This window comes from Neorhizobium sp. P1_A6, assembly GCF_056406795.1.
In genome coordinates this window covers 57,145-79,347 of sequence record NZ_JBFTZM010000009.1, presented here as the reverse complement: position 1 = coordinate 79,347, position 22,203 = coordinate 57,145, and the positions used below count along the sequence as shown (strand labels likewise).

General features: G+C 62.1%; 22 protein-coding genes. 12 read left to right on the top strand and 10 right to left on the bottom strand.

Going from position 1 to position 22,203, the window contains the following annotated elements:
- Positions 1–799: 799 nt before the first annotated feature.
- The 3 genes from rpsT to mutM form a co-directional block, all read right to left on the bottom strand.
- Positions 800–1,066, bottom strand: coding sequence for a 30S ribosomal protein S20 (rpsT, locus tag AC1D3C_RS18735; protein ID WP_038548594.1), 267 nt, complete (start codon positions 1,064–1,066; stop codon positions 800–802).
- A gap of 191 nt (positions 1,067–1,257) precedes the next feature.
- Positions 1,258–2,031 (bottom strand): enoyl-CoA hydratase, encoded by a 774-nt coding sequence (locus AC1D3C_RS18730; RefSeq protein ID WP_477483930.1) that lies wholly within the window; start codon positions 2,029–2,031, stop codon positions 1,258–1,260.
- Positions 2,032–2,086: 55 nt separating this feature from the next.
- Positions 2,087–2,965, bottom strand: a complete 879-nt coding sequence (gene mutM / locus AC1D3C_RS18725) for a bifunctional DNA-formamidopyrimidine glycosylase/DNA-(apurinic or apyrimidinic site) lyase (RefSeq protein WP_477483929.1) — start codon at positions 2,963–2,965, stop codon at positions 2,087–2,089.
- 151 nt (positions 2,966–3,116) lie between these two features.
- Here mutM and ubiE point away from each other — a divergent pair, with 151 nt between their 5' ends.
- The 4 genes from ubiE to AC1D3C_RS18705 all read left to right on the top strand — a co-directional run bounded on the left by ubiE (position 3,117) and on the right by AC1D3C_RS18705 (position 7,709).
- A complete protein-coding gene (ubiE, locus tag AC1D3C_RS18720) occupies positions 3,117–3,893 on the top strand; it encodes a bifunctional demethylmenaquinone methyltransferase/2-methoxy-6-polyprenyl-1,4-benzoquinol methylase UbiE (protein ID WP_477483928.1) in 777 nt (258 codons plus the stop codon).
- Positions 3,894–3,897: 4 nt separating this feature from the next.
- Positions 3,898–5,460 carry a 2-polyprenylphenol 6-hydroxylase gene (gene ubiB / locus AC1D3C_RS18715; protein ID WP_477483927.1) on the top strand — a complete coding sequence of 521 codons (1,563 nt, stop codon included), beginning with the start codon at positions 3,898–3,900 and terminating at the stop codon, positions 5,458–5,460.
- 148 nt (positions 5,461–5,608) lie between these two features.
- Complete coding sequence (locus AC1D3C_RS18710) at positions 5,609–6,946, top strand: hypothetical protein (protein ID WP_477483926.1); 1,338 nt, start codon at positions 5,609–5,611, stop codon at positions 6,944–6,946.
- Positions 6,933–7,709 (top strand): COG3904 family protein, encoded by a 777-nt coding sequence (locus tag AC1D3C_RS18705; RefSeq protein ID WP_477483925.1) that lies wholly within the window; start codon positions 6,933–6,935, stop codon positions 7,707–7,709. Before AC1D3C_RS18710 ends, AC1D3C_RS18705 begins: the two co-directional genes overlap by 14 nt.
- A gap of 26 nt (positions 7,710–7,735) precedes the next feature.
- On the opposite strand, the gene AC1D3C_RS18700 is transcribed toward AC1D3C_RS18705, so the two are convergent.
- Complete coding sequence (locus AC1D3C_RS18700) at positions 7,736–8,296, bottom strand: glyoxalase superfamily protein (protein WP_477483924.1); 561 nt, start codon at positions 8,294–8,296, stop codon at positions 7,736–7,738.
- A 222-nt stretch (positions 8,297–8,518) separates the two neighbouring features.
- Positions 8,519–8,878, bottom strand: a complete 360-nt coding sequence (locus tag AC1D3C_RS18695; protein ID WP_477483923.1) for a hypothetical protein — start codon at positions 8,876–8,878, stop codon at positions 8,519–8,521.
- A gap of 128 nt (positions 8,879–9,006) precedes the next feature.
- Between AC1D3C_RS18695 and coaBC the strand changes: the two genes are divergently transcribed.
- On the top strand, positions 9,007–10,212 hold the full coding sequence (gene coaBC / locus AC1D3C_RS18690) for a bifunctional phosphopantothenoylcysteine decarboxylase/phosphopantothenate--cysteine ligase CoaBC (protein ID WP_477483922.1): 1,206 nt from the start codon (positions 9,007–9,009) through the stop codon (positions 10,210–10,212).
- A 3-nt stretch (positions 10,213–10,215) separates the two neighbouring features.
- Here coaBC and AC1D3C_RS18685 read toward each other — a convergent pair whose 3' ends face one another.
- Positions 10,216–11,010: a class II glutamine amidotransferase gene (locus AC1D3C_RS18685; RefSeq protein ID WP_038548565.1), complete on the bottom strand. Its 795-nt coding sequence runs from the start codon at positions 11,008–11,010 to the stop codon at positions 10,216–10,218.
- Between the two features lie 194 nt (positions 11,011–11,204).
- Here AC1D3C_RS18685 and otsB point away from each other — a divergent pair, with 194 nt between their 5' ends.
- Positions 11,205–12,020 (top strand): trehalose-phosphatase, encoded by an 816-nt coding sequence (gene otsB, locus AC1D3C_RS18680; RefSeq protein WP_477483921.1) that lies wholly within the window; start codon positions 11,205–11,207, stop codon positions 12,018–12,020.
- Positions 12,021–12,037: 17 nt separating this feature from the next.
- A complete protein-coding gene (gene otsA / locus AC1D3C_RS18675; protein ID WP_247136135.1) occupies positions 12,038–13,414 on the top strand; it encodes an alpha,alpha-trehalose-phosphate synthase (UDP-forming) in 1,377 nt (458 codons plus the stop codon).
- A gap of 103 nt (positions 13,415–13,517) precedes the next feature.
- On the opposite strand, the gene AC1D3C_RS18670 is transcribed toward otsA, so the two are convergent.
- Entirely contained in the window at positions 13,518–14,225 is a 708-nt protein-coding gene (locus tag AC1D3C_RS18670; RefSeq protein ID WP_477483920.1) for a glutathione S-transferase family protein, read from the bottom strand.
- Positions 14,226–14,335: 110 nt separating this feature from the next.
- On the opposite strand from AC1D3C_RS18670, the gene AC1D3C_RS18665 reads away from it, so the two are divergent.
- Complete coding sequence (locus AC1D3C_RS18665; protein ID WP_038548552.1) at positions 14,336–15,229, top strand: LysR substrate-binding domain-containing protein; 894 nt, start codon at positions 14,336–14,338, stop codon at positions 15,227–15,229.
- A 62-nt stretch (positions 15,230–15,291) separates the two neighbouring features.
- Positions 15,292–16,236, top strand: coding sequence for a threonine/serine dehydratase (locus AC1D3C_RS18660; RefSeq protein ID WP_477483919.1), 945 nt, complete (start codon positions 15,292–15,294; stop codon positions 16,234–16,236).
- On the opposite strand, the gene AC1D3C_RS18655 is transcribed toward AC1D3C_RS18660, so the two are convergent.
- A complete protein-coding gene (locus AC1D3C_RS18655) occupies positions 16,237–16,764 on the bottom strand; it encodes an Lrp/AsnC family transcriptional regulator (RefSeq protein ID WP_477483918.1) in 528 nt (175 codons plus the stop codon).
- A gap of 81 nt (positions 16,765–16,845) precedes the next feature.
- On the opposite strand from AC1D3C_RS18655, the gene AC1D3C_RS18650 reads away from it, so the two are divergent.
- The gene (locus tag AC1D3C_RS18650) at positions 16,846–17,232 is read left to right on the top strand and encodes a RidA family protein (RefSeq protein WP_477483917.1); all 387 of its coding nucleotides are present in this window, start codon (positions 16,846–16,848) and stop codon (positions 17,230–17,232) included.
- A gap of 6 nt (positions 17,233–17,238) precedes the next feature.
- Here AC1D3C_RS18650 and AC1D3C_RS18645 read toward each other — a convergent pair whose 3' ends face one another.
- Complete coding sequence (locus AC1D3C_RS18645; protein ID WP_477483916.1) at positions 17,239–18,822, bottom strand: peptide chain release factor 3; 1,584 nt, start codon at positions 18,820–18,822, stop codon at positions 17,239–17,241.
- 98 nt (positions 18,823–18,920) lie between these two features.
- Between AC1D3C_RS18645 and dut the strand changes: the two genes are divergently transcribed.
- A complete protein-coding gene (gene dut / locus AC1D3C_RS18640; protein WP_477484028.1) occupies positions 18,921–19,391 on the top strand; it encodes a dUTP diphosphatase in 471 nt (156 codons plus the stop codon).
- 129 nt (positions 19,392–19,520) lie between these two features.
- Positions 19,521–20,489, top strand: coding sequence for a cysteine synthase A (gene cysK, locus AC1D3C_RS18635; protein WP_038592663.1), 969 nt, complete (start codon positions 19,521–19,523; stop codon positions 20,487–20,489).
- Between the two features lie 66 nt (positions 20,490–20,555).
- Here cysK and AC1D3C_RS18630 read toward each other — a convergent pair whose 3' ends face one another.
- The gene (locus AC1D3C_RS18630; protein WP_477483915.1) at positions 20,556–22,091 is read right to left on the bottom strand and encodes a YifB family Mg chelatase-like AAA ATPase; all 1,536 of its coding nucleotides are present in this window, start codon (positions 22,089–22,091) and stop codon (positions 20,556–20,558) included.
- Positions 22,092–22,203: the final 112 nt, after the last annotated feature.

The window sequence follows — 22,203 nt, the reverse complement described above, 5'->3', positions numbered from 1 at the left end:
ATCGTTTCAAGGCATAGCAAAACCATTCCCAATCATTGAGAACCGTCGCCGCCCGTCCCCTTTTTTCAAAACTCTCTCTCGTCCTCGCAGCCGATCAAAAGTCCCGCCCAGCCCGCCTCGTGAACGGTCTGCGCTTGCAGGAGCCACCCCACATATACGAACGCTCTCATCCTCATCATGAGCCGTCCGAACTCTTCCACCTCCTTGGTCCGGATGCAGGACCCGGATTCGCATTGACAAAGACCGACCGCTTCCGGAAATGCCAATTTCCGGACCACAACCGATGGTTATCAGGAAAACGGGAGAATTTATCCCCGTTGCAAAGGGCAAAAGTCTGCTTCCCGTCCTTCACTTTGACGGTTATCGGCAGCCTCTGAAGTAATCCCCGCGCCCCTTGCTGAAGGGCATTTAGGCAGGATCAAATGCCAAGATCAATGATGAATTTTACGCAAAATTAAGAGCCGGGCGTTGACTCCGCGAGCGTGATTTGAATGTCACAGAGGCATTCATGGAGAATCGCTGTTGAATCAATGGGATTCAAAAAGGACATACATTCTGAACGATTGTTCACAGAAAAAATAAAAATGTTCTTGACTCGATCCGAGGGCATTTGATGGCCCCCAAAGTCACCTACAGACTCATAGACCTCCAGTAAGCATTTGATATTTAAGGCTATTTTCTGTCACGCCGATGACACGAAATTGTTAATGAGCCGGATAAATATAAGGAGGCCTGAGAGAATCACAAAAAGCCCAGTCAGAACGACCAGGCTTCATTATGATACAGTTTGTGAAATTAATTAGGCCGAAAGGGCCTTCACACGTGCAGCAAGACGGGACACCTTGCGGGATGCCGTGTTGCTGTGAAGCACGCCCTTGGTGGCGGCGCGCTGGATTTCCGGCTGGGCAGCCTTGAGGGCTTCGGCAGCAACGGCCACATCGCCGGAAGCGATGGCTTCCTCGACTTTACGGATGAAGCCGCGAACGCGCGAGCGGCGGGACTTGTTGACTGCAGTACGGCGAGCGATCTTGCGGGTCGCTTTTTTCGCCGAAGTTGTATTGGCCATTTCATGCCTCTCTACGAATTCGAACCAAACTCCGCCGTTGCCGCGCCGGTCCTTGCGACCATCAATCCAGCAATTCGGGAGCAATAGAGGAAGCCATGATCAGGCTTTCCCAACTGTGGGCGGGCATATAACCGGAATACCCGCCCCAGTCAACGCGCATTTTGGTGGATGACCATCCGCTGTTGCACGATTTATCGGTTGGAGAACTGCGGCTTGCGCTTTTCCACGAAGGCCGCCATGCCTTCCTTCTGGTCGGCGGTCGCAAACAAGGAATGGAAAAGCCGCCGTTCGAAACGCAGCCCCTCGGCAAGCGTGCCTTCGAAGGAACGGTTGACGGCCTCCTTTGCCATCAGCACCGCGGCGCGCGGGAAGGAGGCGATCTTTGCGGCCGCCTCGACTGCCTCGTCGATCAACCGCTCCGGCGAAACGATGCGCGACACGAGCCCTGCCCGCTCCGCTTCCGCCACGTCCATCATCCGGCCGGTCATCACCATGTCCATCGCCTTCGCCTTGCCGACCGCTCGGGTCAGCCGCTGCGAACCGCCCATGCCGGGAATGACGCCGAGCGTGATCTCCGGCTGGCCGAACTTCGCGGTTTCCGAGGCGATGATGAAATCGCACATCATGGCGAGCTCACAGCCACCGCCGAGCGCGAAACCGGAGACGGCAGCGATCATCGGCTTGCGGGTCGCGGCAATTGCCTCCCAGCCGGAGATGAAGTCGTTCACATACGCTTCCACGAAATCGATGCCCTGCATTTCCTTGATATCGGCGCCGGCGGCAAAGGCCTTTTCCGAGCCGGTGAGCACAATTGCGCCGATCGCCTCGTCCTTGCCGAATGCAGAAAGCGCTTCGGTCAATTCGGCCATGACTGTCGAGTTCAGCGCGTTCAGCGCCTTCGGACGATTGAGGGTGATGAGCGCGACGGCGCCCCGGGTTTCGGTCAGCAGGGTTTCATAGCTCATCGAATGTCTCCTCTTCTGCTCTATGTCTCTGGGCAGCGGTTATTTTTGGCAGCGGTTATTTCTGGCAGGCGGGGCAATAGAATGTGGAGCGGCCCGCCTGGGTGATGCGTGCGACGGTACCGCCGCAGCCCGGCGTGCGGCAAGCGCCGCCTTCCCGGTCGTAGACGGAGAAGGAGTGCTGGAAATAACCGAGCGAGCCATCCGTCTGGATATGGTCTCTGAGCGACGAACCTCCAGCGGCGATCGCATCGGCGATGACGTCGCGGATCGACTGGTTGAGGAGGACCAGCTCCTTGTTCGGCCTGCCGGTCTTGGTCACGACACTGCCGGCCGCGCGTTTCGGCGACAGATGCGCGCGCCACAGCGCCTCGCAGACATAGATATTGCCGAGGCCGGCGATCACCGTCTGGTCGAGGAGCGCGCCCTTGAGCGGCTGGCTCTTGCCCGCCAACCTGCCCGCCAGATAGTCCGCATCGAGCGCATTGCCGGTCGGCTCCGGCCCGAGCTCGGCAAAGGCCGGGTAAAGATCGAGCTCGCTGCGCTTCCACAGCTGCATGAAGCCGAAGCGGCGCGGGTCATTATAGATGACGCGCAGCAGGCCTTCATTCTGTCTCAGATGAAAAACGACATGATCGTGTTTCTGATCTTTCGAACGCGGATGGTGGAACTCGGCGAGCGCATCGTTCTCGATCCGAAACGATCCCGACATGCCGAGATGGCTGATCACGGTGAGATCGTCCTCCAGGTCGATCAGCAGGTATTTGGCGCGCCTGCCGAGCGAGACGATTCGGCGTTCGTTGACGGCATTGGCGAAATTCTCCGGAAGCGGAAAGCGCAGGTCCGGACGGTTGAGCTCCAGCCTGGCGATCACCGCACCTTCCATTGCCGGGGCGAGACCGCGCCGGACGGTTTCCACCTCTGGCAATTCGGGCATGATTGACTAACTTCCTGTTTCAACGACATCGCGCCTGGTCTATAGACCGGACCGGATGTCGCACCCATGTAATGACACGCGCCACAGATAGCGTGGGATGAGCGATTTCGCTATGGTCGCCGACCAGAAGAGAGACGTTAGGAGTTCACCGATGACTGAAGCTCGTACCAGCGCCGACGGCGGGATGGAAACGTCCTATGGCTTCCGCAAGGTCGCCGACGGCGAGAAACAGGGCCTCGTCAACGACGTCTTCCACAAGGTCGCCAAACGCTACGACGTGATGAACGACGTGATGTCGGCCGGCATGCACCGCGTCTGGAAGAACGCGCTGATCGCCTCGCTCAATCCGAGAAAGGACGTCGGCTATAAAACCCTGGACGTGGCAGGCGGCACGGGCGATATCGCTTTCCGCATCGTCGAGGCTTCCGACCGCAAGGCGCATGTGACCGTGCTCGACATCAACGGCTCGATGCTGGCTGTCGGGGCCGAGCGCGCTGAGAAGAAACGTCTTTCCGAAAACCTCGCCTTCGTCGAGGCCAACGCTGAGTCCCTGCCCTTCGAGGCTAACTCCTTCGACGCCTACACGATCGCCTTCGGCATCCGCAACGTGCCGCATATCGACGTGGCTCTGAAGGAGGCCTATCGCGTGCTGAAGCGCGGCGGACGGCTGCTGGTGCTGGAATTTTCAGAAGTCGAGATGCCGCTTCTCGAGCGCTTTTACGAGGAATGGTCGTTCAAGGCGATCCCGCGCTTCGGAAAGATGATCACCGGCGAGGCGGAGCCCTATCAATATCTGGTGGAATCGATCCGGAAATTTCCGAACCAGGAGAATTTCGCCGCGATGATCCGCAATGCGGGTTTTTCGCGCGTCACCTACACCAATTATACCGGCGGCATCGCGGCGCTGCATTCCGGCTGGAAACTCTGAACGCATGAGCACGATCGGCGCTTATTTCCGGCTTGCCCGCGTCGGCTGGGTTCTGGTGCGCGAGGGCGTGGTATCGGCACTGCCGACCCAGGACATGCCGCCCTCCGTCGGCCTCATCAAGGCTCTGGTGGAGCCCTTGGCGCGGTTCCGCTCCAAAACGCAGGCGCGCAGCGAGCGGCTGACCCGCGCCGTCGACCGGCTGGGGCCTTCCTATGTCAAGATCGGCCAGTTCCTGGCGACCCGTCCGGATGTCGTCGGTGTCGACTGGGCCGTCGATCTCGCCATGCTGCAGGACCGGATGGCCTTCTTCCCGACCGCGATTGCGAAGGCGGCGGTCGAGGCATCGCTCGGCCGAACGATCGGCGATCTCTATTCTTCCTTCGACGAGCCGATCGCCGCGGCCTCGATCGCCCAGGTCCATCCCGGCGTCGTCAATGACAGGAAAGTGGCCATCAAGGTGGTGCGCCCGGGCGTGCGCCAGCGCTTCGCCCATGACATCGAAAGCATGTATCTCCTGGCGCGTATGCAGGAACGCTTCATGCGCTCCAGCCGGCGCTTAAGGCCCATCGAGGTGACGCGGACGCTCGAACAGACCACCAAGGTGGAAATGGACCTGCGTCTGGAGGCCGCGGCGCTTTCGGAGATTGCCGAGAATACCAAGGAGGATCCCGGGTTCCGAGTGCCGTTGGTCGACTGGGAACGCACCGGCCGCGACGTTATCACCATGGAATGGATCGACGGCGTCAAGATGTCGGATGTTGCGGCTCTTCGCGCCGCCGGCCACAATCTCGAAAAGCTCGCCGAGGTGCTGATCCAGTCCTTCCTGCGCCACACGCTGCGGGACGGCTTTTTCCATGCGGACATGCATCCCGGCAATCTGTTCGTCGACACCGCCGGCACGGTCGTCGCCGTCGACATGGGCATTGTCGGGCGATTGGGCAAAAAAGAGCGTCGCTTCCTCGCCGAAATCCTCTACGGCTTCATCACCCGCGACTATCTGCGCGTCGCGGAAGTGCATTTCGAAGCGGGCTATGTACCCGCCCATCACGACGTGGCGAGCTTCGCCCAGGCGATCCGCGCAATCGGCGAACCGATCCACGGCCAGCCGGCCGAAACGATCTCCATGGCGCGGCTCCTGGCGCTGCTCTTCGAGGTGACCGACCTGTTCGAGATGCAGACCCGCACCGAACTGATCCTGCTGCAGAAGACCATGGTCGTGGTCGAGGGCGTGTCGCGCATGCTCGATCCGCGCTTCAACATGTGGAAGGCTTCAGAACCGGTCGTCGGCCAATGGATCCGCGACAATCTCGGGCCGAAACGCATCGTCTCGGACCTGCGCGACGGGGTGAAAGCCGCCGTCAAGCTCGCCGAAGCCCTGCCGGAGATCGCCGCCAAGACGGAGACGCTACACCAGGAACTCGTCTATATGAGCGAGCACGGCCTGCGCTTCGATCCTGAGACGACAGAGGCCATCGGCAGGTCGGAGGCGCGGCACAATCGCTCGGGGCGCGTCGCGCTGTGGATCATCGCGCTGTCGCTGCTGTATCTCGCCTTCACGCTCAGCTGAGCTTTGCCGGGCCACGTAGTGATGCAAAAACCCTGCTCCACAAGGGTTTTTGCCATAGTGCAACTCCAAAGCGGCCTTTATTCCGCCGAGTTCTCATCCTCTGTTAAGGAATACATTCCTTTTGGAATTCGCCTTTCGGAGACAGTTCATGGCGCTAGGCGCAACTCAACGCTTGCATGACGGCGTCGCGGCCGTCGAGACGATGACCCGTTTCGCGCTTGCCGTCCTGGCGCTCGCCTCCGGCGTCTACACCTATCTCGGGGCACGCAGCATTCTCGACGGGTCGCCGACGGCCGTGTTCTTTGCAGCGGTCATCTACTCCGCCTCGGTCTCGGTCGGCATCTATGCCTTCTGGTCCTATATGGCCCGGTTCTACCCGCATGTGACGAGCCGTGGCGGCCGCACCGCCATGCTCGGCGTCATGGCGGTGGGTGCTGCGATGATCCTTGCCATGTCGAGCTGGCTGAATGCGGCGGCGCTTGCCGGTTCCGCAGCCGTGGAGCAGCATCTTTCCGAGACGGTCGAGGACTATACCGCGGATCTCGACCGCGCCCACCAGAATGCACTCGCGGCGCAAAACCTGTTGCCGGATATCCAGCGCGCGTCCGAGCGTTTCTCCCAGCTCGCTGGTGTCGAGCGGCAATCCGGTTCGCTTACCGGCACGACCGGATCGGGCAGCGTCGTGCAGCTTCTCAGCCAGATGTCGGCGCAGATGAAGTCGCTGTCAGCCAACATCAACGCCTCGCGCGAACAGGTGGACGACCTCTTCGCCCAAGGGCAGAAACGGCTTGAGACTATGCGTTCGCTGGTTTCCGCGCCGGGCACGATCGAGCCGCGTGCCGACCAGTTTTCGACGGAAGCCGTGGCACTGACCGGCGTCATCACCTCGCTCGCGCAGACCTCGATCGCACCGTCGATCCGTCGCGCGGCGGACGACCTGTCGCTCGGCTTCATCGCGCCGGTTCCGGATGGCGGCGCTGCCGATCTCGTCAACCGGCAAAACCAGGTGATGGACACCGTCCGCACCTCGGTCACCGCGCAATCCAAGGCGCTTGCCAAGGCTGCCGACGAAATCCTCGCCCGGCCGCCCGTGCAGGAGCGTCGTTTCGTGCCGCTCTCCTCCGCCGAAGCCGTGCTGAATTATGCGCAGGATTTCATTCCCGCCTGGGCCGGCGCTATTTCCATCGACCTGCTGCCTGGTGTGATGGTGTTCATCCTGGCCGTCGTGCATGGCGCTATCCGCCGCCAGGAAGAAAACCTACCCTTCGCGGAACGGATCACGGCGGCCGAGCTTCTCAGGGCGCTGGAAGTGCAGCGCGCCGTTACCGCCGGCGGCGTCACTGTCGAACAGGCCGTTTCCAAAGCAGACGCGAAGAGCGAAACACCAACGGCAAATCCGGAATCGTCGCCGGAGACCGAGCCGAACAACATCACCGCCATCGACCTCAAGTCGCGCAGCCGGGACCGGACGCATGAGGATCGGTGAGGCGATCAGCAAGCTCGATGAAGGCCTGCTGATGCGAGGCGCCTTCTATATTCTTCTCTCGGCGGCGGCGGTTTTCCTCGTCGTCGATATTCGCGACATGACGATGATGAACGCCGCCTTGCCCGGCTTCGATCCGATGCACGAAGACCAGCCCGTACTGCCACCTGCCTTGACCGAAGGCGTGCCCGCCGCACCGCCGGTGCAGCCGGCCAGCCCCAAGGAAGTGCTGCGAAAGCCCATCACCTTCGAGCTCACCACGGGCGGCGTGCTGCTCGCCGAAGGGACGATCGACCCGGGCGCGGGCGCCCGCTTCTCAAAGGAGATCGAAGCGCGCGGGGAATATGTGAAGACGGTGACGCTCAATTCCCCGGGCGGCTCGGTGGACGATGCCCTCGCCATGTCGAAGCTGATCCGCGACAGGAAGCTCGACACGAAGGTCGCGTCAAAAGCGCTCTGCGCCTCTTCCTGCCCGATCGTATTTGCCGGCGGCGTCGGGCGTTTGGCGGAAAAGGATGCCGTGATCGGCGTGCACCAGGTGTTCAACGGAGCCAAGGACCGGCCGTCGGCGGAACAGGCGATGTCCGCCGCGCAGACGACCACGGCGCGGGTCGCCCGGCATCTCGACCAGATGGGCATCGGTGCGGGGCTCTGGATCCATGCGCTCGAAACGCCGCCGGACCGGCTCTATTACCTGACACCGAAGGAAATGACGGATTTCAAGCTGACGACCGAGCCGCTCGCGACGGCGAGGAAGAAGAGTTAGCGCCCGTTGTGCCTTGAGGGGCCGGGTCAGCCCTGCGGCTTGATCTCCCGCTCGCAGAAGGTGATGCGGTTGCTGAACGGGTCGGTGACCGTCACTTCCAGTCCCCAATCCGCCTGTTCCAGCCCTGGCTTCATATAGGGGTAATTCCTGCCGATCAGCTCCTGCTGAAAGGCCCGGGCGCCCGTCATCGGCACGAAGACCCTTGCTGCCGGCGACGCATCGCCTGCATGCTCGGAAAGGTGCATCAGCATGCCGCTTCGCGAGATCTGGCAATAAAGCGGGAAGTTTTCGCCGAAGCGATGCTCCCAGTCCACGGTAAAGCCTAAGAAATCGCGGTAGAATTCCATCGCCTTATCGACGGAGAATATCCGGAAGATCGGGATCGCCGGCTGGATCGACACCGCATCCGGCTTCCTCTGCTGCGGCTCTGACGCGTCGATCTTTGCAGCAAGGATATTCCAGTTGTCGTAGCCGAACTGCGTCGCAACCAGTTCCAGGGCCTGGCTATGCGTCAGCTCGACCTTACGTTCGGCAAGCGCCTCGCGCAGGCTTTTCGCCATCAGTTTTGCATCGCGGAAATCGCGCATCTCATCATCCTTTCAACAGACGAACAAAGACCGGTCAGGTCCATCAATCAGCGCCCGCATTGCTGATCCGTTCGTCATCGCTGGCCGGATTGGCAAAGGATGAGAGGCGGTGGATGCGTTCACCTTGGCGCTTGAGGCGCCGCGGGCGGCTGGCCGCATCCGGCCGCAAACAGGAGTAGTGCAGTCCAGAATCTAGCGCAAGATGTCCAAACCGCCTTCGCGTCAGTGCGTAACCGGTTCCGGGAAAATCCGGCCCTCCTTCGCCTTTGCGCTTGCCTTGAAGAGAGAGCGCGTCGGGCTGGTGACGACGTCGATCGCTGCTGCAGTTGCGCTCTCGATCGCCTCTCCTGCAACGCTTGCGGCAAGGGCGCGTCTGCGGCCGCTTATCTTGCCGGGCTTGCGGACATCGGCCCGCTCGTCGGTCAGGACGGCGGCGGCGGCATTGGCGCCGGCGACGAGGGCTCTCGCCAGCATCTGCCGGCCGCTGCGGCTCGCCAGCATGTTGCGCAGCAGCGACGACTTGCGCACGGATTTCGGCACTTTGAACCCCGCGACCTTCTTCGGAACGATCTTCTTTTTCATGACGGCTCTCCTTTGCCGTTGAACTCCCATCGGCTGCAACTGTTCCGTGACGCCGTCAAATGGGGAAGGCAATTGCAACTTGGCGACCAAAGGCTTAGCTTCCCGCCATTCTGGCATCGGGTAATGGCATGGAACTCTCCGGCAAGCGCATTCTTCTGATCATCTCCGGCGGCATCGCGGCCTATAAGAGCCTCGATCTCATCCGCCGGCTWCGCGAGCGGGGCGCATTGGTTCGTCCGATCATGACCAGGGCGGCCCAGGAATTCATCACGCCGCTCGCGGTCGGCGCTCTATCCGCCAGCCATGTCTATGTCGATCTGTTTTCCCGCGAGGATGAGCAGGATGTCGGCCATATCAGGCTCGCCCGCGACAACGACCTCGTGATCGTAGCACCCGCCAGCGCCGACCTGATGGCCAAGATGGCGCATGGGCTGGCGGACGATCTTGCGAGCGCCGTGCTGCTTGCCACCGACCGGCCGGTCCTGATCGCGCCCGCCATGAACCCGAAAATGTGGGCAGCGCCAGCGACCAGGCGCAATGTCGGGACGTTGGCGGCTGACGGCATCCATTTCATAGGCCCGATGGCGGGCGAGATGGCCGAAAGCAACGAGAGCGGCACCGGGCGCATGGCCGAACCGCTGGAAATCGTTGCGGCAGCCGTCAAACTGCTGGACGGCGCACCGAAGCCGCTTGCCGGCAAAAAGGTGATCGTCACATCAGGCCCGACGCATGAGCCGATCGACCCGGTACGCTATATCGCCAACCGCTCCTCCGGCCGCCAGGGCCATGCGATTGCCGCGGCACTCGCAAAGCTCGGCGCAGATGTGACGCTCGTCTCCGGACCGGTCACCATACCTGATCCTGTCGGCGTCAAGACCGTACATGTGGAACGCGCCGAGGAGATGCTGGAAGCAGTGATGTCGCGCCTGCCAGTCGATATCGCGGTCATGGTCGCGGCCGTTGCCGACTGGCGCGTCGCCTCGTCGGCCGGCCAGAAGATCAAGAAGCAGCCGGGCGAGGCCCCGCCTCCCCTGTTGCTGACCGAAAACCCGGACATCCTGAAGACCGTGGGTCATCACGAAAAGCGGCCGAAGCTGGTGGTCGGCTTTGCCGCAGAGACCCAGGACGTCGAAAAGAACGGCCGCTCCAAGCTGGAGCGCAAGGGCGCCGACCTGATCGTTGCCAACGACGTGTCGCCGGAAACCGGCATCATGGGCGGCACCCGCAACCGGGTGAAGATCATCAGCGCCAAGGGTGTCGATGAATGGCCCGAGTTTGACAAGGACGAGGTGGCGGAGCGTCTCGCTACGCTGATCGCCTCGAAGCTCGGGTAGATCTCAAGCCGCTTCCGAGAGCGCCTTCGGCCGGAAGAGCGTGGCCTGCAGGCCATCGGCACCAACCACGACGGCGCTGCCGTCCGGGATTTCCACCCAGGTATCGACTTCATCGTTGAGCGGCTCGGAAACAAGGCAATAACCCGTCTTGCCGCCCATCGGTGCCGCGTAGAGCGTCGGCGGTTTATGGTCGGTAGCGTAACGCACCGCATAAAGTTCGCGGCCGTTGGAATAGGCGGCGGTGAAGCGCACCAACGCCTCGCCCGATTTTTCCAGAGACAGGTCCTCGACCGTGGCGATTGCCTTTTCCATGGCCTGGAAGGGATCGGTATCCAGGCCGAATTGCAGGGCGAGCAGGAAGAGAAGCTCGGAATCGGTCGTGCCGTTACGGGCTTCGAACAGCGCGTCCGAAAGCATGCCCTCCATATGCCGGCGGATGCGCTCGAAGCCGGAGATCTGGCCATTGTGCATGAACGACCAGTGGCCCTGGACGAAAGGGTGGCAATTGTCGCGCCGCGTCGCGCCATTGGTTGCCGCCCGCACATGGGCGAGGAAGAGCGGCGAACGGATCTGCCGCGCCAGGCTCTTCAGATTGCAATCGGACCAGGCAGGCAGGATGTCGCGGTAACGGCCCGGTTCCGGCCGGTCTCCATACCAGGCAATTCCGAAACCATCACCATTCGTCGCGGTCTTGGCGCGGGTGGCGCAATGAGACTGCTCGATCAGGGAATGCGCCGGTGAGGATACGAGTTCTTCGAGATAAAGAGGTTCGCCGCGATAGGCTGCCCAACGACACATGAGTATTTCTGCTCCGACGTTGCCGCCCGTCCGCGGCCTGAAAATCCAGGAATTTCAGGGTCTCTACAAAGGCTTAATGAAACATGAATTCAATGGTTACATGCCAGCTTCTTGCCAAAGAATGTATCACTTTTTGCGACAGAGCGTGATCTTTCGAGGTTGCCGCCGGAGTTTGGCGGCCTAGATAGAGGCTCATGTCGCGTAAAGAACAGCCGAGCCCAGCTACTGCAGAAGCGCCCCTTCCGGGGGATTCCGTTCTCGCCAGGCTGATGCTCGAACCGGAGCGATGGGCGCTGTTTCTCGATATCGACGGCACGCTGATCGAGCTTGCCGAGACCCCGGACGCGATCGTCGTACCGCCGGATCTGCCCGAGAACCTGCATCGTCTTTCCATGAGGCTCGGCGGCGCGCTGGCGCTGGTCACAGGCCGGGCTCTTCCCTATGCCGACCAGCTTTTCACCCCGTATAAATTCCCCATCGCTGGCCTGCACGGCTCCGAGCGCCGCGATCCCTCCGGGGCGATCAGCCGTGTCGAGATCGGTGTCGCGTTCGAGGATCTGAAGGCGGCTCTTGTCCACGAAGCCCGTCAGTGGCCGGGCGTTCTGGTGGAGGACAAGGGGGYGGCCGTCGCAGCCCATTATCGCCAGGCGCCGAAGCAACGCGAAGCGGTCGAGGCGGCCATGCCCCGCTACCTCGATATGGCAGGACCCGACTTCACGCTCCAGCACGGCAAGATGGTGATGGAGATCAGGCCGGCCCAGGCGAGCAAGGGCCATGCATTGCAGGCCTTTCTCGATCAACCGCCCTTCAAGGGCCGCAAGCCGATCGCGATCGGCGACGACGTGACCGACGAGGCGATGTTCCGCACCGCCAACCAACTCGGCGGCCATTCCATCCGCATCACCGAGACGCCGGGTGACACGGAAGCCAAATCCACCCTCCCCTCGGCCGCTGCCTTGCGCGCGGCAATCAAAGCGCTCGCGAATGGCGTCAAGCCCGACGCCGCGTGAGCTGAAAGGACAATATCTTGAGCCGACTTGTCGTCGTTTCGAACCGTGTCTCCCTGCCGCAGAAGAGCGGCGATGCTCCAGCCGGCGGGCTGGCTGTCGCGCTGCAGGCCGCCCTGGAGGAGCACGGCGGCATCTGGATGGGATGGTCCGGCAAATCCAGCGGCGCGAAGGAGCCGGCGCCGCTCGACATGCAGCAGCATGGCAACATTACCTATGCGCTCACCGACCTCACCAAGACGGATGTCGAGGAATATTACCACGGGTTTGCCAACCGGGTGCTCTGGCCGATCTGTCATTACCGGATGGATCTTGCGGAATATGGACGAAAGGAGATGGCCGGTTACTTCCGCGTCAACCGCTTCATCGCCCATAAACTGGCACCGCTCATAGAGGACGACGACGTCATCTGGGTACACGACTATCACCTGATCCCGCTTGCCGCAGAACTGCGCCAGATGGGCCTCAAGAACAAGATCGGCTTCTTCCTGCATATTCCCTGGCCGCCGGCGGACGTGCTCTTCACCATGCCCGTTCACGAGGAGATCATGAAGGGGCTGTCGTATTACGATCTTGTCGGGTTCCAGACAGACCATGACCTTGCCAATTTCGTCGGCGGGCTCGTGCGAGAGGGCATCGGTGACGCACTCGAGGGCGGGAAACTGACCTCCTATGGGCGCACCTTCAAGGGCGGCTACTACCCGATCAGCATCGAGACGGCGATGTTTGCGGAATATGCGAAGAAGGCCGCGAGCAACGTCATCGTGCGCAAGGCCAAGCAGAGCATCGAAGGGCGGGACCTGATCATCGGCGTCGACCGGCTGGATTATTCGAAGGGCATCACCCAGCGGATCGATGCCTTCGAACACTTCGTCAAATCCAACCCCGCCCATCATAACCGCGTAACCTATCTACAGATCACTCCGAAATCCCGCTCCGAAGTACCGGAATACGAGCAGATGCAGCGCATGGTGGCCGAGCAGGCAGGCCGCGTGAACGGTGCGATCGGCACGGTCGACTGGGTGCCGATCCGCTATATCAACCGCTCGATCGGTCGGCCCGTTCTGGCAGGCCTTTATCGGCTCGCCAAAATCGGGCTCGTCACGCCGCTTCGCGACGGCATGAACCTGGTCGCCAAGGAATATGTGGCGGCCCAAGATCCGGACAACCCGGGCGTTCTGGTGCTGTCGCGCTTCGCGGGTGCTGCGCGGGAACTGCGTGGGGCGCTGCTGGTCAATCCCTATGACATCGAAGGCACGGCAAACGCGATCGCGCGCGGCATCAACATGCCGATTGAAGAGCGCAAGGAGCGCTGGGGCCGGATGATGGAGCATCTCCTCGAATACGACGTGACACGCTGGTGCGACGACTTCCTCAAGGACCTCACCGCGGCGTAAGTTCGTTGAACCCCTAAGGATCAAATCCGAGTATCATTTCAGACAGGTGCCTCAGGTCGCGGCGCCCACCAAGGACGCCACGACTGCGCATGGATATCGGCGATCACGCCGCCTGCTTCAAAGACCCGAGCGCTTCATCGAGGCTCACATGGCCAAGGAACTGGCCGCTCGTCCGCGCCTCTTCCTGATATTCGATGGCCCAGGCGAACTGCACCGCCGGGTCCTGCTGCAGGCGCTCGTAGAGCGCGTTGAGCGCCGGAAACYGCGTCCGGTCGACGACCCTGTGGAAATCGTTCCAGCGAGCGATGCCCGCGAAATAGGCGTCCGCAAAGCTCTTCTCGTCGCCGAGCAGCCATTCACGGCCGCCAAGGAGCTTTTCGAGCTGCGCATGCGCCTTTTCGACCTTGGCGATACCATAGGTGCGAAGTGCCTGGTTGGCCTGCGGGTCGAGTTCATGCTCCGCTGTGTGCCAGAGCGGGCCGAAGGCGTTGAAGAAAGCGGTATTGAGGAAGGCCAGCATCTGGTTCATCCGGTCGAATTTTTCCGACTTCGGATCGAAACCCCAGCCCTTGCCCACCGTTCGCGCGGCGATGTGATTGAGGATCGCCATGCTCTCGCTCATTACCCGGCCGTCCGGCAGCATCAGCGACGGTGTTTCGCCGATCGGATTGACCGGCTTGTAGACGTCACTCGAAACCACGCTTGGCATTTCGATCCGGCATAGCCGATATGGCGCGCCGGTCCATTCGAGCGCGACGATCGAGCCGAAGGAACATCCTTCCGGTACGCCGTAAAACAGGATCGGTGTCATTTTCATACTCCCTGGATTGAAATTTTGAGGCCCGGCAATATGAATTTGTGGACGCTGGCGCGGTAGACACCAATTTTCCGCCTTTAAGTCTACCGATATGGAAGCTGAGAATGACTTTGCCCAACCTCAACGATCTCTATTTCTTCGTGCAGGCAGTGGAGCATGGCGGCTTTTCCGCGGCAGGCCGCCGGCTCGGCGTGCCGAAATCCACCGTCAGCAAACGCGTGGCGGAACTCGAGGACCGGCTTGGCGTGCGGCTGATCCAGCGGACATCCCGCAGTTTCTCGCTGACCGACCTCGGCCGGGATTTCTTCCGGCACGCCCAGGCATCGGTGATCGAGGCGGAGATGGCGGAAACCATCGTTCGCACCCATCTCGGCGAACCGAGCGGCATCGTGCGGATGACGGCCGCAGTGCCGACCGCGCAATTCGTACTCGCCGATCATCTTGCCGAGCTTTCGACCCGTTATCCGAAGCTGCATCTTTCGCTGCATGTCAGCGACCGGTTCGTCGATATCGTTCAGGAAGGTTTTGACATCGCGGTACGCAGCCACCAGGCGCCGCTACCGGATTCGACACTTCTGCAGAAGAAGCTCGCGGTGCACTCTTTCTTCGTCGTCGCCTCACCGGATTATGTTCGCATCCATGGCGAGCCCTTGCAGCCGGAAGATCTCGCCGGACACAGGGCGGTCACTGCCGGCCCGACGGATACGGTCTGGAAGCTGGCCTCCGAGGATGGCGAAGCGGTTGTGGTGACACCTCAATCTGTGCTTTCCGCCGACGAGCCGATGGTGATCATGAAGGCGACGATGACAGGCCTTGGCCTGACCTGCCTGCCGACGTCCGTCTGCCGCGAGGCGCTTGCCGAGGGCAGGCTGATCCGCCTGTTGCCCGATTGGACCGCCGGCAGCATCACCACGACGATCCTGATGCCGCATCGACGCGGGCAGCTTCCGGCCGTGCGCGCCGTGGTCGACTTTCTCAGCGAACGGATAGGCGCCTAAAGGGACTTTTCTTTCGGCGTCTTGGCGGCTACCCATGGCCGTTCCATTCCCAAGAGGCCATCATGTCGATCGAACATACCGTCACGCCCGAACGTATCGCGGAAACCGAAACGCTCATCCGTCCGCATATCCGCCGCACGCCGGTGATGCGCGTCGACATGCGGGATTTCGGCGGGGCACCGCTGCCGGTCGACCTGAAGCTCGAGCTGCTGCAGCATTCCGGTTCGTTCAAGGCGCGCGGCGCCTTCACCAACCTTTTGACGCGCAATGTCCCGGCAGCAGGCGTCGTCGCCGCGTCCGGCGGCAATCACGGAGCGGCCGTCGCCTACGCAGCGATGAAGCTCGGCGTACCAGCGCATATCTTCGTGCCGAGCGTGGCCTCGCAGGCGAAGATCGACCTCATTCGCTCCTATGGCGCGGAACTGGTGGTCGGCGGCGATCGCTACAATGATGCATTGGCCGCGAGCCAGACCTATGTGGCGACGAGCGGGGCAATCGCCGCCCATGCTTATGACCAGGTGGAAACCCTGCTCGGCCAGGGCACGCTCGGCAAGGAGATCGAGGACGACCTGCCGGAGATGACGACGCTGCTGGTCGCTGTCGGCGGTGGCGGACTGATCGGCGGCATCGCCTCCTGGTTCCGCGGCCGGGTGAAGATCGTCGCGGTGGAATCCGACGGCGCGCCGACGCTTCACGAAGCCTTCAAGGCCGGCCGCCCCGTGGATGCGCCGGCCGGCGGCATCGCGGCGGATTCGCTGGCGCCAAAGCAGGTCGGCGAACTGATGTTCCCCGTTGCCCAGAAATTCCTCCAGCCGCCGATCCTGGTGACCGACGATGAGATCCTCGCCGCTCAGAAGGCACTGTGGGCCAGCGCCCGTATCGTTGCCGAACCCGGCGGCGCTGCGGCCTTCGCCGCCCTGCTTTCCGGCAAATATGTTCCCGGCCCCGACGAACGCGCCTGCGTGCTGGTCTGCGGTTCCAACACGACGGCGGTCAAGTTCGGCTGATCATTCCGGCGGCAGGGGCAGGTTCGGCCAATCCGTCGTGACCTCTGCCTGAACCGGCCGGTCGAGATAGGTCGAAAGCGCGATGTAACTGCGGGTACCGCGTACGCCGGGCAGCGAATGGATCTGGCCGAGCAGGAATTCGAGCGCCTGCGGATTTTCCATCCGCACCTTGAGGATCACGCTCGCATCGCCGGCAACGGAATGCAGTTCCTCCACTTCCGGGAAACGGGCGATCTGCATGAGCCGCTCGCTCTTGCCCCAGCCTGCCGCCTCCACATGCACGAAGGCAGTGAGCGGCTTGCCGACCGCCGTGCCATCCAGCCGCGCCACCGTATCGCGGATCACGCCCGAGCGCTTCAATCGCTTGACGCGCTCGTGCACCGCTGGCGGTGACAGGCCCACCGTTTCTCCCAGCGCCGCATAACTCCGGTCCGCATCGGCAGCGAGTGCTGCTAATATCCTTCGGTCAAAAGCGTCGAGCGGGGCCCGCTCCCGCCGCTTCGGCCGAACATCCTCTGTATTTTCCATCCCATCGCCTCTTCAGCTTTTATGCCGAATAATATTCGGCAAGAATGGAGCGTGGCCAGATGAAATTCCAGGGGAAGCAAGATGAAGATGATCGCCCGTAACCCGCAGGATGGCGTCTATGCTGCCACGCCAGACTATGTGCATGCCGTGGAAGTGTGCAGCCCCGACCGCTTTCTTTTCGTCAGCGGCACGATGGGCCTCGACGGGAATGGAGCGGCGGGCGCCGACCTGGAAACGCAACTCCGCCTGATCTGGTCGAACCTCAACCGGATTCTTGCCGAAGCGCGGATGACTGCGGACAACATCGTGCGGTTGACCAGCTATCTGCGGCATGCCTCCTATGTGGAGGCAAACCAGAATGCGCGGCTTTTAGCGCTCGGCGGCCGCCCTGTGCCGACGACCGCCATCGTCGTCGAGACCCTGCGCGACGACTGGCTGGTGGAGATCGAGATCATTGCCGCGGCGTGAGCAGTCTCACGCCGCCTTGGCGACCTGATATTCCTTGATCGCCACCATCTTGATGGCCGGATGACGCTCGGACTCGTAGCGCAGCGAAAAGCTGTCCTGCGCGAGGAAAACCGGATCGCCATCGAGGTCGCGGGCGATATCGCCACGCTTTACCGTCAGGAATTTTTCGAGATCGGCTTGGTGCTCGGCAGAGATCCAGCGGCAGATCGAGAAGCGCGACATTTCGAAGGAAACCGGCAGGCCGTATTCCCCCTGCAGCCGTTCCTTCAACACGTCGAGCTGCAGCGCACCGACGACGCCGACGATGGCCGGCGAACCGTCTTCCGGCGAGAAGAGCTGCACGACGCCCTCTTCCGCCATCTGCTGTAACGCTTCCTTCAGCTTCTTCGCCTTCATGGCATCCTCCAGCCGCACGCGGCGGAGGATTTCCGGCGAGAAGTTCGGCACGCCCTGGAACACCAGTTGTTCGCCTTCGGTCAGCGTATCGCCGATGCGCAGCGTGCCGTGGTTCGGAATGCCGACCACATCGCCCGCGTAGGCGGTATCGGCCAACTGGCGCTGGGACGCGAAGAAGAACTGCGGCGCCGTCAGCCCGAGTTGCTTGCCGGTGCGCGACAGCCGCGCCTTCATGCCGCGCTCCAGCTTGCCCGAGCAGATGCGCGCAAACGCGATCCGGTCGCGGTGGTTCGGGTCCATGTTCGCCTGAATCTTGAAGACGAAGGCCGTCATCTTGTCGTCGGTCGCGTGCACCGTGCGGATGTCCGCCACCTGGTCTCGCGGCGGCGGGGCGAAATCGCCCAACGCATCGATGAGATCGCGCACGCCGAAATTCCGCAAAGCCGAACCGAAGAAGACCGGCGTCATGTGGCCTTCGAGGAAAGCCTTGCGGTCGAACGGCCGGCAGGCCTCGATCGCCAGTTCGGTCTCTTCGACGAAGGCCGCGCGTTCGTTTTCCGGCAGGCGGTCGGCAACGCTCTGGGGTCCGTTGACCGGGGTCGCCTTGACGTCCGTATCCGAGCCGCGGACGGTATTGTCCGCCAGGTTATAGGAACCGCAAAAACTCTTTGAACGGCCGATCGGCCAGGTGACCGGAGCGGTGTCGAGCGCCAGCTTCTCCTCGACTTCATCGAGTATCTCGAACGGATCGCGGCTTTCACGGTCCATCTTGTTGACGAAGGTGATGATCGGGATATCGCGCATGCGGCAGACTTCGAACAATTTCAGCGTCCGAGGCTCGATACCTTTTGCGGCGTCGAGGACCATGACCGCGGCATCCACCGCCGTCAGCGTGCGGTAGGTGTCATCGGCGAAGTCTTCGTGGCCGGGCGTATCGAGAATGTTGAAGACATTGCCGTTATATTCGAAGGTCATCACCGAGGTGACGACAGAGATGCCGCGCTCGCGCTCGATCTTCATCCAGTCGGACCGCGTCTGGATACGATCCTTCTTCGCCTTGACTTCGCCGGCGAGCTGGATTGCGCCACCGAACAGCAGCAGTTTTTCGGTCAACGTCGTCTTGCCCGCATCCGGGTGGGCAATAATTGCGAATGTGCGACGGCGGGAAACCGCCTCGGCAATCGTTTCGGGCATTTTTTCTAGATCCTTTACGTTGCCGCGTATCTAACGACTCCGTGGATAACTTTCAATTCGTGTTTGACCGGAGCGACAGTGGGTCGACAAATGACATGATGAACATTCACGCCCCCTCCTCGCCGAAGCTCAATCTCGTCCGCCTTCCTCACGGCGCCGGCCTCGATCTGCCGGCCTATGAAACCGCCGGCGCTGCCGGCATGGACCTGCGCGCCGCTGTCGAAGACGACATGCCGCTGACGATCGCACCCGGCAGAAGGGCCCTGGTGCCGACCGGTTTCATTTTCGAAATACCGGAAGGTTTCGAGGCGCAGGTGCGGCCGCGCTCAGGACTTGCCTTCAAGAACGGCATCACCTGCCTCAATACGCCCGGCACGATCGACAGCGATTATCGCGGTGAGGTGAAGGTGCTGCTGATCAATCTCGGCGACGAGGATTTCGTCATCACCCGCGGCATGCGGATCGCGCAGATGGTGATCGCGCCGGTGACACAGGCTCGGGTGGCCGAGATTACAGAAACCTCGACGACAGCCCGCGGTGCCGGTGGCTTCGGCTCGACCGGTCTTTGAACGCAAAGGCGTTTTCGTTCCCGACCACTTCCGGGAACAAAATTTCCATTTCTCTTTCCGTCCGGTTCCGCCTTGCTGGCATTCGCCGGGAACACGCCCTAACTTCTCTCCAAACTCAGGGAGAGCACCATGCCAGAGACCAGAAAGCCGGGACGCGGCCGCATCTATTCCTCGATCACCGAAACCATCGGCGACACCCCCATCGTGCGCCTCGACAAGCTGGCCAAGGAAAAGGGCGTGAAGGCCAATCTTTTGGCCAAGCTCGAATTCTTCAACCCGATCGCATCCGTCAAAGATCGCATCGGGGTGGCGATGATCGAAAGCCTGGAGGCTGAAGGCAAGATCACGCCCGGCAGGACGACGCTGGTTGAACCTACGTCCGGCAATACCGGTATTGCGCTGGCCTTCGCAGCCGCCGCCAAGGGCTACAAGCTGATCCTGACGATGCCGGAAACCATGTCGATCGAGCGCCGCAAGATGCTGGCCCTGCTCGGCGCTGAACTGGTGCTGACCGAAGGCCCGAAAGGCATGAAGGGTGCGATCGCCAAGGCGGAAGAACTCGCCGCTTCCCTTCCGGACGCGGTCATCCCGCAGCAGTTCGAAAACCCGGCCAATCCCGAGATTCATCGCAAGACGACGGCCGAGGAAATCTGGAACGATACCGACGGCAAGATCGACATCTTCGTCTCCGGCATCGGCACCGGCGGCACGATCACCGGTGCCGGCCAGGTGCTGAAGGAGCGTAACCCGGCACTCAAGATCATTGCCGTCGAGCCGGAGGAATCGCCGGTGCTCTCCGGCGGACAGCCCGGGCCGCACAAGATCCAGGGCATCGGCGCAGGTTTCGCACCGAAAATCCTGGACACGCACATCTATGACGAGATCATCACCGTCAACAGCGGTGAGGCGATGGAGATGGCCCGCCTGGTGGCCAGGCTCGAAGGCGTGCCGGTCGGTATCTCCTCCGGTGCGGCGCTGCAGGCCGCCATCGAAGTCGGCAGCCGCGAAGAAAACGCCGGCAAGACCATCGTCGTCATCATTCCTTCCTTCGCGGAGCGTTATCTGTCGACTGCGCTGTTTGAAGGGTTGGGGAATTAGTGGGTAGTGTCGGGCAAAGCCGGCGGCATACAAGCCGCTGAGAGCTTCGGTCACCACTCCCTACCCTCACGCTGCGGCCGTCGCCAGCCGTTCGCCGGCCATGCGATAGGAAATCGCCTCGGCGAGATGGAGGCGGCCGACGGTATCCTTGCCGTCCAGATCGGCGAGCGTGCGGGCGACCTTCAAAATGCGGTGGTATCCGCGGGCCGAGAACTTGAGCTTTTCGGCCGCATCCCTGAGCAGTTGGAGACCACCGGGATCGGGTTCGGCGATCTTCTCGATCAGGGCCGTCGAGCAGCGGGCATTGGTGAGCACGCGCGGATAACCGGCCTGTTCGAACCGCTCCCGTTGCCTGTCACGCGCAGCCGCCACGCGCCTGGCGACATCCGCGCTGCTTTCCGCCGGCCTCGGGCGAATGAGATCTGCAGCGGACACGGCCGGCACGTCTATGCGGATATCGATCCTGTCCATTAGCGGCCCTGAAATGCGGCCCTGGTAGTCCGACATGCATTTTGGTCCACGTGCGCAGGAATGGCCGGGTTCGCCCGCCATGCCGCAGCGGCATGGGTTCATGGCGGCGACGAGCTGAATACTGGCGGGATAGGAAACCCGGTGGTTGGCGCGGGCGATAATGCATTCGCCGGTCTCCAGCGGCTGGCGGAGCGCGTCCAGCGCCTGCGGCGAAAATTCCGGGAATTCGTCGAGGAACAGCACGCCGTGATGGGCAAGCGATGCCTCCCCGGGCCTTGCGCGCAGGCCACCACCCACGAGCGCTGCCATGGTGGCCGAATGGTGCGGCGTGCGGTAAGGTCGGCGGTCGGAAAGCTTGCCGCCGGAAAGCTGGCCGGCGATCGAATGGATCATCGACACTTCCAGCAGTTCGGCAGCCGAAAGCGGCGGCAGGATCGACGGCAGCCGAGCGGCGAGCATGGATTTTCCGGAGCCGGGAGGGCCGACCATCAGAAGATTATGGCCACCGGCGGCGGCGACTTCCAGCGCCCGCTTGGCGGTTTCCTGACCTTTGATGTCGACGAGATCCGGCAAATTGGCAGGCAAGGCGCGGATTGCCGGCTGTGGACGCGAGATGACCTGGGTGCCGCGGAAATGGTTTGCGAGCGCGATCAGGCTGCGCGGCGCGACGATATCGATCTCGGCCCCTGCCCAGGCGGCTTCCGCGCCGCTGTCGGCCGGGCAGATCAGGCCTTTTCCCAGAGCGTTTGCGGCGATTGCCGCCGGAAGTGCGCCGGCCACGGGCGCAAGCGTGCCGTCGAGGTTCAGTTCTCCGAGCACGACATAACCGGTGAGCGCATCTCCGGGAACGGCGCCCAGTGCCGCCATCAGGGCCAGCGCGATCGGCAGGTCGAAATGCGATCCTTCTTTCGGAAGGTCGGCCGGCGCCAGATTGACGGTGATCTTCTTCGGCGGCATGGCAAGGCCCGAGGCATGCAACGCCGCCTGCACCCGCTCGCGGCTCTCGGCCACCGCCTTGTCCGGCAGGCCGACGATATGCATGTTGATTTTTCCGGGTCCGACCATGACCTGCACGTCGACCGGAACGCCTTCTATGCCCTGGAATGCAACCGTGCTGACGCGCGAAACCATATCCACCCCGCCCCTAACTTCATGTCCAGGACGCCAGCGATACACGCTTTCCGTGCCAGGAATTGCAATCTGGCATAGAAATAAGAATGAAACAAGAACATTAATCGAACAA

Coding starts and splice junctions, on each gene's coding strand:
- rpsT (WP_038548594.1), bottom strand. CDS start 1,066: ATGGCCAATACAACTTCGGCGAAAAAAGCGACCCGCAAGATCGCTCGC.
- AC1D3C_RS18730 (WP_477483930.1), bottom strand. CDS start 2,031: ATGAGCTATGAAACCCTGCTGACCGAAACCCGGGGCGCCGTCGCGCTC.
- mutM (WP_477483929.1), bottom strand. CDS start 2,965: ATGCCCGAATTGCCAGAGGTGGAAACCGTCCGGCGCGGTCTCGCCCCG.
- ubiE (WP_477483928.1), top strand. CDS start 3,117: ATGACTGAAGCTCGTACCAGCGCCGACGGCGGGATGGAAACGTCCTAT.
- ubiB (WP_477483927.1), top strand. CDS start 3,898: ATGAGCACGATCGGCGCTTATTTCCGGCTTGCCCGCGTCGGCTGGGTT.
- AC1D3C_RS18710 (WP_477483926.1), top strand. CDS start 5,609: ATGGCGCTAGGCGCAACTCAACGCTTGCATGACGGCGTCGCGGCCGTC.
- AC1D3C_RS18705 (WP_477483925.1), top strand. CDS start 6,933: ATGAGGATCGGTGAGGCGATCAGCAAGCTCGATGAAGGCCTGCTGATG.
- AC1D3C_RS18700 (WP_477483924.1), bottom strand. CDS start 8,296: ATGCGCGATTTCCGCGATGCAAAACTGATGGCGAAAAGCCTGCGCGAG.
- AC1D3C_RS18695 (WP_477483923.1), bottom strand. CDS start 8,878: ATGAAAAAGAAGATCGTTCCGAAGAAGGTCGCGGGGTTCAAAGTGCCG.
- AC1D3C_RS18685 (WP_038548565.1), bottom strand. CDS start 11,010: ATGTGTCGTTGGGCAGCCTATCGCGGCGAACCTCTTTATCTCGAAGAA.
- AC1D3C_RS18665 (WP_038548552.1), top strand. CDS start 14,336: ATGACTTTGCCCAACCTCAACGATCTCTATTTCTTCGTGCAGGCAGTG.
- AC1D3C_RS18660 (WP_477483919.1), top strand. CDS start 15,292: ATGTCGATCGAACATACCGTCACGCCCGAACGTATCGCGGAAACCGAA.
- AC1D3C_RS18655 (WP_477483918.1), bottom strand. CDS start 16,764: ATGGAAAATACAGAGGATGTTCGGCCGAAGCGGCGGGAGCGGGCCCCG.
- AC1D3C_RS18650 (WP_477483917.1), top strand. CDS start 16,846: ATGAAGATGATCGCCCGTAACCCGCAGGATGGCGTCTATGCTGCCACG.
- AC1D3C_RS18645 (WP_477483916.1), bottom strand. CDS start 18,822: ATGCCCGAAACGATTGCCGAGGCGGTTTCCCGCCGTCGCACATTCGCA.
- dut (WP_477484028.1), top strand. CDS start 18,921: ATGAACATTCACGCCCCCTCCTCGCCGAAGCTCAATCTCGTCCGCCTT.
- cysK (WP_038592663.1), top strand. CDS start 19,521: ATGCCAGAGACCAGAAAGCCGGGACGCGGCCGCATCTATTCCTCGATC.
- AC1D3C_RS18630 (WP_477483915.1), bottom strand. CDS start 22,091: ATGGTTTCGCGCGTCAGCACGGTTGCATTCCAGGGCATAGAAGGCGTT.